At 68.4% G+C, this 14,421-nt stretch carries 7 protein-coding genes; 2 read left to right on the forward strand and 5 right to left on the reverse strand.

What is annotated here, in order from left to right:
• Nucleotides 1–100 precede the first annotated feature (100 nt).
• Nucleotides 101–535, reverse strand: a complete 435-nt coding sequence (locus tag AB0F41_RS30520; RefSeq protein WP_357429868.1) for an SRPBCC family protein — start codon at nucleotides 533–535, stop codon at nucleotides 101–103.
• 224 nt (nucleotides 536–759) lie between these two features.
• On the opposite strand from AB0F41_RS30520, the gene AB0F41_RS30525 reads away from it, so the two are divergent.
• Both AB0F41_RS30525 and AB0F41_RS30530 read left to right on the forward strand, forming a co-directional pair.
• The gene (locus AB0F41_RS30525; protein ID WP_357429878.1) at nucleotides 760–2,196 is read left to right on the forward strand and encodes an FAD-binding oxidoreductase; all 1,437 of its coding nucleotides are present in this window, start codon (nucleotides 760–762) and stop codon (nucleotides 2,194–2,196) included.
• Nucleotides 2,193–3,509 carry a class I SAM-dependent methyltransferase gene (locus AB0F41_RS30530; RefSeq protein ID WP_357429870.1) on the forward strand — a complete coding sequence of 439 codons (1,317 nt, stop codon included), beginning with the start codon at nucleotides 2,193–2,195 and terminating at the stop codon, nucleotides 3,507–3,509. The genes AB0F41_RS30525 and AB0F41_RS30530 overlap by 4 nt, the downstream gene beginning before the upstream one ends.
• Before the next feature lie 7 nt (nucleotides 3,510–3,516).
• Here the strand turns inward: AB0F41_RS30530 and AB0F41_RS30535 are convergent, their stop codons facing one another.
• The 4 genes from AB0F41_RS30535 to AB0F41_RS30550 all read right to left on the reverse strand — a co-directional run bounded on the left by AB0F41_RS30535 (nucleotide 3,517) and on the right by AB0F41_RS30550 (nucleotide 14,284).
• Entirely contained in the window at nucleotides 3,517–7,167 is a 3,651-nt protein-coding gene (locus tag AB0F41_RS30535) for a protein kinase (RefSeq protein WP_357429880.1), read from the reverse strand.
• A 567-nt stretch (nucleotides 7,168–7,734) separates the two neighbouring features.
• Nucleotides 7,735–9,885, reverse strand: coding sequence for a 3-hydroxyacyl-CoA dehydrogenase NAD-binding domain-containing protein (locus tag AB0F41_RS30540; RefSeq protein ID WP_357429872.1), 2,151 nt, complete (start codon nucleotides 9,883–9,885; stop codon nucleotides 7,735–7,737).
• A gap of 38 nt (nucleotides 9,886–9,923) precedes the next feature.
• The gene (locus tag AB0F41_RS30545) at nucleotides 9,924–11,135 is read right to left on the reverse strand and encodes an acetyl-CoA C-acetyltransferase (protein WP_357429874.1); all 1,212 of its coding nucleotides are present in this window, start codon (nucleotides 11,133–11,135) and stop codon (nucleotides 9,924–9,926) included.
• Nucleotides 11,136–11,449: 314 nt separating this feature from the next.
• Nucleotides 11,450–14,284 (reverse strand): DNA polymerase III subunit gamma and tau, encoded by a 2,835-nt coding sequence (locus AB0F41_RS30550; RefSeq protein ID WP_357429876.1) that lies wholly within the window; start codon nucleotides 14,282–14,284, stop codon nucleotides 11,450–11,452.
• Nucleotides 14,285–14,421 lie beyond the last annotated feature (137 nt).

The following is a 14,421-nucleotide window of genomic DNA, read 5'->3' on the forward strand; positions in this document are numbered from 1 at the left end:
GTCGGGTTTCGACGGCGGCGCCGGTCTCACCCGCGACGTCCGTTCGTTCGCTGCGCTCACTCATGCGAGGGGCCTGTTCCTAACTGATGTTGGGGCGAAATCAGGCCAGTTCGCGTTTCAGGTTGCCCAGCACCTCGTCCTGGATCTTGCGCAGCCCCAGCGGCGCGAAAATACCCTCGAAAATGCCCTTGATCCCGCCGGCGCCCTGCCAGACGGTATCCAGGGTCACCAGCGAACCGGTACCGGCCGGGGTGATGGTCCAGGTGCTGACGAGCGTGGAATTGGCGTCTTTCTCGGTGACCACGTGATCGGCCACGGTGACCTGGGCGCGGATATTGCGCACCCGGCTCTCGGTGGCCTGCAGGGTCCATTCGGCGACGGTGCCGTCGCCCTGCCCGCCCTCGACCACCTTGTAGTCGCGGTAATGCGCCGAGAGAATCTTCGGGCGCACCTCCGTGTAATCGGTGACCGCCGCCAGCGTGCGTTGCGGGTCTGCGGCGACCTCGATCGTGCTGCCGGCTTTGACCTGTCCCACGGTGAACTCCTATCCGGATACGTTGTGACAGTCCTATCCTGCTGTGTTCACGGCGCGCTGTCGCATGCGGGGCGTCATCGGAATCCAGACAATTCCGGAAAATGCCGTCAAGCACTGACTACACCTCGTCGAACAGGGTGCAACGGATATGTGACATTTCGCCCTCGGTACTCCCCCCGCGGTGGCCGATCAAGACCATGTAGGACTAGCGTCTAACCGTGGCAATGAGTCTGTTGGGGAAGGCCGGCCACAGTCCGGCCGCAATTGAATCCGGGTTCGCCGCATATCGGGCAGGTGTCGAACGCCTGCTCGCGAGCTACCGTGCCATCCCGGCGGGCGCCGATGTGCGACTGGCCAAGAAAACCTCGAACCTGTTCCGGGCCCGGGCGAAGAACACCGCACCGGGGTTGGACGTTTCCGGGCTGACCCGGGTGATCGAAGTCGATCCCACGGCCAAGACCGCCGAGGTCGCGGGTATGACCACCTATGAGGATCTGGTCGCCGCGACCCTCCCGTACGGCCTGGCCCCGCTGGTGGTCCCGCAGCTCAAGACCATCACCCTCGGCGGCGCGGTCACCGGGCTGGGAATCGAGTCGACGTCGTTCCGCAACGGCCTGCCCCACGAATCGGTGCTGGAGATGGAAATACTCACCGGCGCCGGTGAGCTGGTCACCATCACCCCGGACGGGGAGACCGGCGATCTGTTCCGCGGTTTCCCGAACTCCTACGGGACCCTGGGTTACACGACCCGGCTGAAGATCGAACTGGAGCCCGTGCGGCCCTATGTGACGCTGCGGCATGTGCGATTCCACGACCTGCGCGAACTCGAGGCCACGCTGGACCGGATCGTGCGGGAGCGCAGCCACGACGGGGAGACCGTCGATTACCTGGACGGTGTCGTGTTCAGCGCGGACGAGAGCTATCTGACGCTGGGCCGGCAGACCGACGAACCCGGCCCGGTCAGCGATTACACCGGGATGGATATCTACTACCGCTCCCTCCAGCACGACGGCCCGGAGCCGAAACGGGACCGTCTCACCATCCACGACTACCTGTGGCGCTGGGATACCGACTGGTTCTGGTGCTCGCGCGCCTTCGGCACCCAGAATCCGAAGATCCGCCGATTCTGGCCGAAACGCTACCGGCGCAGCAGTTTCTACTGGAAGCTGGTCGCGCTGGACCACCGCTACAACATCGGTGACAAACTCGCCGCGCGCAAGGGCGACCCCCCGCAGGAACGGGTGGTCCAGGATATCGAGGTGCCGGTGGAGCGCACCGCGGATTTCGTGGAATGGTTCCTGCGCGAAATTCCCATCGAACCCATTTGGTTGTGCCCACTGCGACTGCGCGATAGCGGTAACCCCGGTGACGAGCGACCGTGGCCGCTGTATCCGCTGCGGCCCGCGCGCAGCTACGTCAACATAGGTTTCTGGTCGGCCGTTCCGAAAACGGCCGGGCAGATCGACGGCGCGGCGAATCGCGCCATCGAAAAAGCCGTCACAGAATTCGACGGACACAAATCCCTGTACTCGGATTCGTTCTACGAACCCGAGGAATTCGCCGCCCTCTACGGCGGTGCGAGCTACACAGAATTGAAGAAACGCTACGATCCCGGCCAGCGTCTGCTGGATCTGTATTCGAAGGCGGTGCAACGCAGATGACGACATTCAAGGACAGATCCGACGCTTTCGCGGACCTGGGCACCCGGCTCAGTATCGCCGAGGTGGTGGAAGCCCTGGTCGACGGCGATGTTCCCATCAAGCTGACCGCGTACGACGGCAGCACCACCGGTCCCGTGGACTCCGAGTTCGCACTCGAGATCCGCAACCCGCGTGGTATCAACTATCTCGCCAACGCCCCGGGTGATCTCGGTTTGGCGCGGGCCTACATATCCGGCGATATGGACGCCGCCGGGGTCCACCCCGGTGATCCGTACGAAATCCTCGCGGCCATGACGGACCTGAAGTTCAAACGCCCGTCGGCACTCTCCCTGGTGGCCATCGCCCGTTCGCTGGGCTGGGAGCGGCTGCGCCCGGTCCCGCCACCCCCACAGGAGACCCTGCCACGGTGGCGCCGTATCGCGTTGGAAGGTCTGCGCCACTCCAAAACCCGCGACGCCGAGGTCATCCACCATCACTACGACGTCTCGAACACCTTCTACGAGTACGTTCTCGGCCCGTCCATGACCTACACCTGCGCCTGTTACGGCGACCGGGACTGGTCGCTGGAACAGGCCCAGGAGAACAAGTACCGGCTGGTGTTCGAGAAGCTGCGGCTGAAGGAGGGCGATCGCCTCCTCGATATCGGCTGCGGCTGGGGCGGTATGGTCCGCTACGCCGCCAAACGCGGCGTACGGGTCATCGGCGCCACCCTGTCCGCCGAACAGGCGGCCTGGGCGCAGAAGCGGATCGCCGACGAAGGGCTCGGTGAACTCGCCGAGGTCCGGCATTCGGATTACCGCGATATCACCGAAACCGGATTCGACGCGGTGTCCTCGATCGGGCTCACGGAGCACATCGGGGTCCAGAACTACCCGTACTACTTCCGGTTCATCCAGAGCAAGCTGCGTGACGGCGGCCTGTTCCTCAACCACTGCATCACCCGGCACGACAACACCCGCACCACCAAGGCCGGTGATTTCATCGACCGCTATGTGTTCCCGGACGGTGAGCTCATCGGGTCCGGGCGCATCATCAGCGAGATCCAGAATGTCGGGCTCGAGGTGGTGCACGAGGAGAATCTGCGCGAGCACTACGCGCTCACCCTCGCCGAATGGTGCAAGAACCTCGTGGCCAACTGGGATGCCTGTGTGGCCGAGGCCGGTGAGGGCACCGCCAAGGTCTGGGGCCTGTACATGGCGGGCAGCCGGCTGGGGTTCGAACGTAATGTCGTGCAGCTGCATCAGGTGCTCGGCGTGAAACTGGGCCCCGGAAAACTTCCGGAGGTTCCGCTGCGGCCCTGGTGGCAGCCCTGACCGCCGGCTAGGTGAGCAGGTCGTCGAGGAACGGTATGGGGACTCGCGTCCCACTCAGGGTGCGCACCGCGTCGGTTCCGTCCGGCGCGGTCAACGGCAGATCGTCGCGCAGCACGCGCAGGATCTCCAGCACGGCCGGCCCCGCGTCGAGCAGGGGCCGGCTCCACCCGAGTTCGGCGCAGGTGGCGACGGCCGGCGCCAGCAACGCGGCCGCCTCCCCGACCCAGCCCGCGGCGGCCAGGCATTCGGTGAGCAGCAGCGATATATCGAGCCCGGCCCGCGGTCTGCCCTGGTCGCGGGTGCGACTGTGCAGTGCCCGCGCGTGGCGGGCGGCGCGCTCGTCCTCGTCGCGGCTACCGGTGGCGAGCAGTTCCCGGATGGTGGCGATCTCACCGGCCTCCAGGCTCAGGGCGGTCGGCATCTCGACCGTCGCACCGGGCTCGGTGGCCGGTACCGGACCGCGCGCGGTGCTGCCGCTGCTCAGGGGCGCGGAATCGGGCGGCAGCACCCCCAGCCGGACCTGTTCGGCACGGACCTGCGCTCCCAGCCGGCCGAGCTGGTTATCGGCCGCGATCCGCGCCCCCTCCGCGAGCCGGACCGTGGCCGCCGGGAGGTCGCCGCGCAACGCCTTCACCCGGGCACCGATGACAATGGTCGCGATCAGTGATTCGATCGGTCCTACCCGCGCCACCAGTTGGTAGCTCTCGTCCAGCAGTTCTTCGGCGGCGACCAGATCGCCGCGCCGGTACTGGAGTTCACCGAGCAGCCCGGCCGCGGCGCGTACTCCGTTCGACCGCGGACCCGCCCGCGTCCGCGCGACCTCGTAGGCCCGCCGGTAGAAGCTCAGGGCCGCCTGGACATCGAGTTGTTCATAGGCGATCAGTCCCCGCCCGCACCAGGCGAAGATCTCGCCGAGCGGCTCCCGGGACCGCTCCTGATACGGTCGCGCCCATTCGAGCATTTCGGTCGCCGCGGTGAAGTCGAATTCGCAGATCCGCACGTAGGCATGGATATTGGCCGCGGTGGCCACCGTCCACGCGGGCAACTCGTCGGGATGACGCAGCGATTCGGCCACCCGGTCCTGCACCCCGGCGGACCGGTCGTGGGAGATCTCGTCGGCGGCGGCGAGCACCTCGGCCTGGCACCGCTGCCGGCGCACCTCGCTGTCGTCCTCGGTGCTGCGTGACAGCGCGTTCGACAACCGGTTCAGCGCCGACCGCGCGGCCGTGGACTGCTGCAGGTTCACATTCGCTCGCGCGACCGCCATCAGTAGTTTCGACCGCGAGGCCACCTGCTGCATCGGCAGTTTCGAGACCGAACCCAGCAGGGTCGCCACCCGCGAACCGTCGATCAGATCCATCCCGCCGCTCTCCAGCAGGTCGAGGGCGGTTTTGAAATCGGTGCCCGCCAGCGAATGATCCACCGATCTACGCAGCAGCTGATGTTCGGCGTACCAGCGCGCGGCCCGCCGGTGCAGGGTCCGAACCCGCCCGGTGCGCGTGCGCTCCAGGCGGGCCCGCAGATACTCGGCGAACAGCGGCTGCATCCGGAACCAGTCCGCGTCCTCATCGGTGTGGCGCAGGAACAGTTCCCGCCGCTCGGCCTGTTCGAGCAGCCGGGCGGCCTGCTCGTTACCGGTGAGCGCGGTGGCCAGCGATGCGTTGACCTCTTCGGCCACCGAGATATCGGACAGGAAATCCAGCATCTCCGGTTCGAGGGAATCCAGCACGTTCTCCGCCAGATACTCACGGATACCGTGGCCGCCCTCGGACAAACGGGCCAGCAGACGAGTGGGGTCGGGATCATCGCGCAGCGCGAGGGCGATGAGCTGGATGGCGGCGGGCCAGCCGTCGGTGGCCGAGTACAGCTTGTCCAGCTGGTCGGAATCCAGCGCGAAACCGTTGCGCTGCACCAGGATCTCCCCGGTCTCGGCACGGGTGAGACACAGCTGCTCGGAATCGATCTGCACCAGTTCGTCGTTCACCCGCATCCGGCCGATCGGCAGATCGGAGACATCGCGGCTGGCCACCACGAACCGCAGGTGATGGCAGCCGCTGTCCAGCAGCGCCGACAGCACCCGCAGCGCACCCGGGTCGGTGAGGCGGTGCCAATCGTCGATGATCACCACCACCGGATCCCCGCTGGTGTGCAGTTCGTCGATCAGACTCGATACCGCGTAGGCGACGGTGTCGGCCGGTCGTTCCTCCAGCATCTGCCCGAGACCGGCGCCGATCTCGGGACGAACCCGGTGAATGGCCTCGATCAGATGCGCCAGGAACCAGACCTCGTTGTCGTCGCCGCTGTCGATACCGATCCAGGCCACCGGAAGATCCAGCACCGCCAGTTCGTCGCGCCATTGCGCGGCCAGCACACTCTTGCCGAAACCGGTGGGCGCATGGATAACCGTGAGACGCCGTTCCACTCCCCGGCGCAGGATATCCAGCAGACGAGGCCGGCGCACCGGTTCCCGGGGCGTAGTCGGCGGCCGGAACTTGGTGGCCGGGCTCGGCGGCAGCGTCGTGGGACCGGACATCCAACCACTACCGGTGGCGCGGGGCCCGGGGCCGTGGTGGCCGAGCCGCGGGCCGGTCACGCCGAGACGCCCGGGCTCGGCGGGTGCGGCGGGCCCGGCACCGCCGAACGCCCCGCTCATCGAACCCGACTGGGTGGGATGCAGGAGTGGCCAGCTACGGCGCGCGGTCACCGACGGGCGGTCGTGCGGGGGTGCCACCGCGTCCGGCCCGGTGACCTCCGGATCCAGCAGCGCCATCTCATCCGGGACCTGGCCGTGCGCGCGCTGCACCGCCCGCAGCATCTCCCCGAAGTCGTAGGCCGATTCCGGGCGGTCGGCCGGATCCTGGGCCATGGCTTCTTCGATCACCGCCGCCACATCGGCCGGAATATCTTGTTCACGCAGGTCGGGGACCGGTTGGGTGGTGATCCGCAGGAACTGCGCGACCACCCGCTCCCCCGCCTGCCGCTCGAACGCCGCGTGCCCGGTGAGCAGCGCGAAAAGGGTGGCTCCCAGCCCGTACACATCCGAGCGCACCGTCGGGTCGGCGCCCTTCAGCACTTCGGGGGCGGTGAAGGCGGGCGAGCCGGTTATCTGGCTGCTGGAGGTGCGGAAACCTCCCGGCATCCGGGCGATCCCGAAATCGGTGAGCTGCGGCTCTCCGTAGGAGCTGAGCAGCACATTCGCCGGTTTCACGTCACGGTGCAGGATCCTGGTCCGGTGCGCGCTCTCGATGGCACCGGCCAATTTCACCCCGGCCCGCAGGGTATCGGGCCAGCCGAGCGGGCCGTGGTCGTGCACGAGCCGTTCCAGCGAACCGTGCGTGGCGAACGGCATCACGATGAAGGGCAACCCGCTGGCGGTGACGTCGACCTGCAGGATATCGACGATATTCGGGTGCCCGGACAGCCGGCCCATGGCATGTTCCTCGCGCAGGAACCGTTCCCGGCTTTCCGGATCGAGGTCGGAGGACAACACCTTCACCGCGACCACCCGGTCCAGGGCCCGCTGCACACATCGGTAGACGATGCCGAAACCGCCGCGCCCGATCTCCTGCGCCTCGGTGAACCCCATGGCCGCCAGTTCGGCGGCGATCTTCTCGGTTTCCTCGGCCCCGGCTCCGGCATCGGGGCCCGGAACCGCCATGGTGGGTTCGGGCCCGGCCTTCCCCGGCTCGCCCGCGGCGGCATCAGCGGACCCACCCGCGTCCACATCGGCAGGCTCACCCGCGTCGACATCAGCGGTTACGTAGGCGTTCTCCGATTCGCGGCCCTCCGGGCCCGAACGCGCTCGTGGAGTCATCTCACCACCTCGCACTCGTAACGAATCGGCTGCGGCGGGCAGGCCACCGCGACGCCGTTCCGGTCCTCATCTCCAACGTAGCGCGCCACCCACCCCGATGTGCGGGATTCCCGGCCGTTCGCGTGTCTACCTCGACCGATCCGATATCGACCGGTGACGTAGGCGGTGAACACCCGCACGATCAGGCACCACCTGGAGACCTGTTGGCGGAATACCCACTTCGAGCCGTTCGCTCGCCGATCACCGCCGCGGGAACCGAATCGGCACCCGAACAAGACCCCGCCGTGACCCGGTCGCCACCGTGATCCGGTCCGGGGCGGAGCCGCCCGAAACGCGACCACCCGCCCCGCGCGGTGCGTGGGACGGGTGGTGGCGGGTCGTTCCGGGTGGTTCACCGCCCGGGCCGGATCCTTACTTACGCAGCGAGGCCGGAACCTCGAAGCGCTTGCCGTACTTCTGGGCCAGTTCGTCGGCCCGGGCCACGAAACCGGCCTGACCGCCCGGGTAACCGACGATGAACTGATGCACGCCACCGGTCCAGGCCGGGAACCCGATACCGAAGATCGAGCCGATGTTCGCGTCCGCGGTGGACTCGAGCACGCCCTCGTCGAAACACTTCTGGGTCTCGATGGCCTCGGCGAAGAGCATCCGGTCGATCAGATCCTGCAGCGGCACGTTGAACCCGGAGGTCGTCTTGAAGTGCTCGCGCAGCTGCGGCCAGATGTTGAGCCGCTTGCCGTTCTCGTCGTACTCGTAGAAGCCGGCCTTCTCCAGGCGACCCGGACGTCCCTGCTCGACCATGTAGTCGACCACGTCGATGGCAGGGTGCCGTTCGGTGCCCATGGCGGCGTCGCCCGCCTTGGCGGCTTCCTCGGTCTCCCGGGCGATCTTCTGCATGAGCTTCATGTTCAGCTCATCGGTCAGCTGCAGCGGCGGAGCCGGGTAGCCCGCCTGCGAACCGGCCTGCTCGATGGTCGCGGGCTCGATGCCCTCGCCCAGCATGGCGATCGCCTCGTTGACGAAGGTGCCGATCACCCGGGAGGTGAAGAAGCCGCGGCTGTCGTTGACGACGATCGGCGTCTTCTTGATGGCGAGGGTGTAGTCGAACACCCGGGCCAGCGCCTCGTCGGAGGTCCGCTCACCCTTGATGATCTCCACCAGCGGCATCTTGTCGACGGGCGAGAAGAAGTGGATACCGATGAAGTCTTCCTGACGCTTCACACCTTCGGCCAGGCCGGTGATCGGCAGCGTCGAGGTGTTGGAGCCCAGCAGCGCGTCGGGGGTGACGATGTCCTCGATCTCCTGGAACACCTTGTGCTTGAGCTCGGTGCTCTCGAAGACCGCCTCGATCACGAAGTCGACGCCGGCGAAATCGGCGACATCGGCGGACGGCTTGATCCGGTCGAGCAGCGCCTTGGACTTCTCCTCGGTGGTCTTGCCCCGGGACAGCGCCTTCGCCTCGATCTTCTCCGAGTAGTTCTTGCCCCGCTCGGCCGCCTCGATGGTGACGTCCTTGAGCACGACCTCGTAGCCGGCCTTGGCCGATACGTAGGCGATACCGGCGCCCATCATGCCCGCGCCGAGCACGCCGACCTTCTTGATCTCCTTCTTGGAGACATCCTTCGGGCGCGAACCACCGTTGTTGATGGTCTGCAGGTCGAAGAAGAAGGCCTGGATCATGTTCTTCGCGACCGGCCCGGTGAGCAGGTGCACGAAGTAGCGGGACTCGATCAGCGACGCGTCGTCGATGCCGACCTGCGAGCCCTCGACCGCCGCGGCCATGATGGCGCGCGGAGCGGGCATATTGGCGCCCTTGAGCTGCTTACGCAGGTTGGCCGGGAAGGCCGGCAGGTTCGCCGCGAAGGCCGGCGAGGCGGGGGTGCCGCCCGGGATCTTGAAGCCCTTCTTGTCCCAGGGCTGCACGCCGCCCTCGGGGTTGGCCTTGATCCACGCCTTGGCCGCGGGGACCAGTTCGTCGATGGAACCGACCAGCTCGTCGACCAGGCCGATCTCCTTGGCCTTGGCCGGCTTGTTGCGCTGGCCCTGCAGCAGCACGCCCATGAGCGCGGTCTGCAGGCCGAGCATCCGCACGGTGCGGATGATGCCGCCACCGGCGGGCAGCAGGCCCAGGGTGGCCTCGGGCAGGCCGATCTGGGAGCCGGGGACATCGGCCGCGATCCGGTGATGGGTCGCCAGCGCGATCTCCAGGCCACCGCCGAGGGCGGCGCCGTTGATGGCGGCCACGACCGGCTTGCCGAGGGTCTCCAGGCGGCGCAGCGCCGATTTGATCTCGGACAGCTCTTCCATCAGCTCGGGGCCGTTGTCCGGGCCGACCTGCATCATGTTCTTGAGGTCGCCGCCGGCGAAGAAGGTCTTCTTCGCCGAGGTCAGCACGACACCGGTGATGTCGTCCTTCTCGGCCTCCAGCCGCTCGACCGTGGCGGTCATCGACTTCTTGTAGAGGTCGTTCATCGTGTTGGCGCCCTGGTTCGGGTCGTCCATCGTCAAAACGACGATGCCGTCCGAATCCTTCTCCCAACCGATCATGTTGGCTTCGCTCACAGCTCTGTGTCTCCTTGTTGAATCAGTGACCGGTGGGATCAGACCCGCTCGATGATGGTGGCAACACCCATACCGCCGCCGATGCACAGCGTGACCAGGGCGTACCGGGCGTTGCGACGCTCCAGCTCGTCGACCATGGTGCCGGTGATCATGGCGCCGGTGGCGCCCAGCGGGTGGCCCATGGCGATGGCGCCGCCGTTGACGTTCAGCTTCTCGTCCGGGATCTGCAGGTCCTTCTGGAACTTCAGCACCACGGAGGCGAACGCCTCGTTGATCTCGAAGAGATCGATATCGTCGGTGGTCAGACCGGCCTTGGCCAGCACCTTGTGCGCGGCCGGGGTGGGGCCGGTGAGCATGATGGTGCTGTCGGCGCCGCTGGTGGCGGTGGCGACGATGCGGGCGCGCGGGGTCAGGCCCGAGGCCTTGCCGGCCTCTTCGGTGCCGACCAGCACCAGCGCGGCGCCGTCGACGATGCCGGAGCTGTTGCCGCCGTGGTGGACGTGCTCGATCTTCTCCACGAAGTGGTACTTCTGCAGCGCCACCGCGTCGAAGCCGCCCATCTCGCCGACGCCCGCGAAGGACGGGTTCAGCTTGGCCAGATCCTCGAGGGTGGTGCCGGGACGCATATGCTCGTCACGATCCAGCACGGTCAGGCCGTTGATGTCCTTGACCGGGACGATCGACTTGGCGAAGTAGCCGCCGGTGGTGGCCTTGGCGGCCAGCTCCTGCGACCGCACCGCGTAGGCGTCGACGTCTTCACGGGTGAAGCCCTCGATGCTGGCGATCAGGTCGGCGCTGACACCCTGCGGGACGACGTAGGTGTCGTAGTTGGTGGCCGGGTCGAGCATCCAGGCGCCACCGTCGGAGCCCATCGGCACGCGGGACATGGACTCGACGCCGCCGGCGAGGACCAGATCCTCGAAACCGGAGCGGACCTTCTGCGCGGCCATGTTCACGGCTTCGAGGCCGGAGGCGCAGAAACGGTTGATCTGCACACCGCCGACGGTTTCGGGCAGGCCGGCGGTCAGCACGGTGGTGCGAGCGATATCGGAGCCCTGGTCACCGACCGGGGAAACCACACCGAGGATGAGATCGGAGATCCGGTCCTCGTCCAGGTTCGGGAACCGCTTGCGCAGTTCCTGTACCAGCCCGGTGGTCAGATCGATCGGCTTGACCGAGTGCAGCGACCCCTTCTTGTTGCGGCCGCGCGGGGTGCGGATGGCCTCGTAGATGTAGGCCTCTGTGGTCATATCGGAGTGTTTCCTTCCTAGGAATACGCCTGCTGCGCACCTGGCGGGGCAGACGCGAGTTACCTCGCCGACCGGCCGTTCGACCGACCGTCCGTATTCAGTTGGGCCAGCATTCGGTTGGTCATTGCCGCGGGCGGGTCACCCACGCGGGCATACGCTGTACAAACCACGGCACGAACCAGCGGACGGGTGCCCGGCGGACCGTACGTCACGGCCCACCATAGAACCTCGTCGCGCCGAAGTCCGCAGCCACCCGCCCATAGTACCGCCGGATGCGAACTCCGGTTAACTTAACGTGGTCGAACCGGTGCTTGTCAACCGTTCAACCTGGTGGCGCCCAGCTCACTGGCCAGCAATTCCAGAGCGACCTCGTCCGGGTCGCGGCGATCGCCCGGAGCGACCGGCCGCGCCGACTCCGCGAGCATCTCCCGCTCCTCCTCCGGAGTGGACGCCGGAACCGCCGCGGCGCTGTGTCCGTACTCCCCGCCGCCGGGGTCGTCCGGCAGGTCGGGGAAGTCGGGCGGCGGCACATCGCCGTAGGGGTCCACGGGGCCGGAGGGCACACCGGACTTGGCCTGGCTGGGGCGGGAGAAACGCGGCGGTCCGCCGGACCCACGCCGCACCGGCGTCCGGCCCGGATCCTCGCCCCGGGTGTCGGATGCCCCCGCACTCGTGGCGGAGCCGGTGGCGGAACTCTCCGCCGCGGGCGTCGCGCTCACACCGGCATCCGGCCCGGACGACGCGTCATCGGTCGCGCGACCGGCGGTGGAGCGTCGTACCGGGGCTCGGCGACCGCTGCTGTCGGAGTCACCGGAATCACTGTCGCGCGCCTGCCGGCGGCCACCACGCTCCCGGCCTCCGGGGCCCCGTGAGGTCTGGTGCTGCCCCGCGACGACCCAGCGCACCGGGTGTTCGTGTCCGAGCACCGCGGCGACCGCCGACCGCACGGCCGACAGCGACTGCGGCTGCGACAGGCGCTGCACCAGCGCGGCGTGGTGGGCGAACAGGATCTCGCCGTCCTCCACGCCCGCCACCGACGCCCCCGAGGTGAGCATGGCTCCGATCGTCGGCCCGAACTCCCGGACCTTCACCTTGATCTCGGGCCAGGCGGCCTCGACCGCGGCCAGCAGGTCGGGGCCACCGGTTGCGGCAGCAGGATCCGGCCCGGGTTCCGCGGCGGGCTCGGGTCCGGACGCCGCATCAGGCTCGGGTGCCCCGGCAGGCTCCGGTCCGGACGTCGCAGCACGCTCGGGTCCCGCGGCCGCGGTGCCGCGCGCCGTTTCGAATCCGGTTGCGGGCGCCGCGGTGGACTCGGCTCCACTCTCCGGTCCCCGGCGGGACGGGGCATCGGCCCCGCCCTCGAACGACGCACCCACCCGATGCTCGGACGCGCTATCCGGCTCATGCCCGGCAACAGGTCCACGCGCCGGGACAGCGTCGGATGCGGGCGTCGGATCATCGGCGCGGGCGGTCTCGGAGCCACTCCGCATGGCCGCCGACTCGTCCCCGGGAACAGGCTCCGATTCGGCAGCCCGAGCAGCACTCGACTCACCTGCCCGGCCAGGACCGGCGTCACCCGGCCGGGCAAACTCCCGCGACGCGGGGGCCGCTTCGTCCCGCGACCCCGCCGTCCCGGCAGCGGTACTCGACGTCTCGGGGGCGATCCGCTGTTCGGCCGCGGTTTCCGGTCGATGCCGGGGCCCGACCTGCTCCGGGGGACCCACGCGGTCACCCGGCCCGCTCGCGGCCGGCGGGTGCGGCGGGGGTCCCGCCTGCTGCGCCGCAGCCGGCGGTACCTGGCCGGGCGCGGCGTCCGCGGCCGCCGATTCACCCGCGCCGCGATCAGGTGTCCGTGCCGTCCGGGACCCCCGCGCGGCAGCCAGCGCCTCGGCCCCCCGGCGCCGCGACGGATCGGCCGGTGGCCGAGCCGGCGCGGATGCGGCAGCAGGCCCGGTTTCGGAAGCCCCGCCCGCACCGGGAGCCGCCACCACACCGGCGGCCACCCGCCGCTCCAACTGCTCCAACCGCTGCAGGGTCGCCGCCGCCGACCCGTCCGCCGCGGGCAGCACCATCCGCGAGCACACCACCTCGAGCAGCAGACGCGGCGCGGTCGCACCCCGCATCTCCCCCAGCCCGGCATGCAGCAACTCGGCGCAGCGGGTGAGGGTCGCCGGGCCGACCCGCCCGGCCTGATCCCGCATCCGGTCCACCAGATCGCCCGGCGCGGCCACCAGCCCGCGTTCGAAGGCATCGGGTACCGCCTGCACCAGAATCAGATCGCGCAGCCGCTCCAGCAGGTCCACCGCGAACCGGCGCGGATCGTGCCCCGCCTCCATCACCCGGTCGACCGTGCCGAACAAGGCGGCGCCGTCGTTTTCCGCCAGCGCATCGACCGCGTCGTCGATCAGCGCCACATCGGTCACCCCCAGCAGTGCGACGGCACGCGAATAGGTGACGCCCTCGTTCCCGGCGCCCGCGAGCAACTGGTCCAGAACACTCAAACTGTCCCGCGGAGAACCACCCCCGGCCCTGATCACCAGCGGATACACCGTCTCCTCCACCGGCACCCGCTCCTGCTCACAGATATCGCCCAGCAGGCCACGCATGGTGGCCGGCGGCAACAACCGGAACGGATAGTGGTGGGTACGCGAACGGATGGTCGGCAGTACCTTCTCGGGTTCGGTGGTGGCGAAGACGAAGATCAGATGCGCCGGCGGCTCCTCGACGATCTTCAGCAACGCGTTGAACCCCGCCGTGGTCACCATATGCGCCTCGTCCACGATGAAAACCCGGTAGCGGGATTCGGCGGGCGCGTAGAAGGCGCGGTCACGCAACTCGCGGGTGTCGTCCACACCGCCGTGACTGGCGGCATCCAACTCGATCACATCGAGATTCCCGCCACCCCCCGGCGCCAGCGAAACACAGGACCCACAGGTACCACACGGGGTCGACGTAGGCCCCTGCGCACAGTTCAACGACCGCGCCAGAATCCGCGCCGACGAGGTCTTCCCGCAACCACGCGGCCCGGAAAACAGATAGGCATGACTGATCCGCCCGGTATCGAGCGCCGTACACAGGGGGTCGGTCACATGCTCCTGGCCCACCACATCAGCGAACGTTGCCGGTCGGTACTTCCGGTACAGAGCCACCGCCAGAGGCTACCGAATCTTTGGCGGCGCCTCCGGCGCCGCGGGGTTGCGGGCCCCGAGGTCCCGTGTTTCAGCGCCCGAGACACGCGGCGGGGGCGCCGCGCGGGGGGGGGGGGAAAAACGGGCGGCCCCCCACC

Origin of the sequence: Nocardia sp. NPDC024068, assembly GCF_040638875.1 — a bacterium.
Classification (GTDB): Bacteria; Actinomycetota; Actinomycetes; order Mycobacteriales; family Mycobacteriaceae; genus Nocardia.

Excerpts from the sequence above, each read along its gene's own strand:
- AB0F41_RS30525 (WP_357429878.1), top strand. The coding sequence starts at position 760 with ATGAGTCTGTTGGGGAAGGCCGGCCACAGTCCGGCCGCAATTGAATCC.
- AB0F41_RS30545 (WP_357429874.1), bottom strand. The coding sequence starts at position 11,135 with ATGACCACAGAGGCCTACATCTACGAGGCCATCCGCACCCCGCGCGGC.
- AB0F41_RS30530 (WP_357429870.1), top strand. The coding sequence starts at position 2,193 with ATGACGACATTCAAGGACAGATCCGACGCTTTCGCGGACCTGGGCACC.
- AB0F41_RS30535 (WP_357429880.1), bottom strand. The coding sequence starts at position 7,167 with ATGGCGGTTCCGGGCCCCGATGCCGGAGCCGGGGCCGAGGAAACCGAG.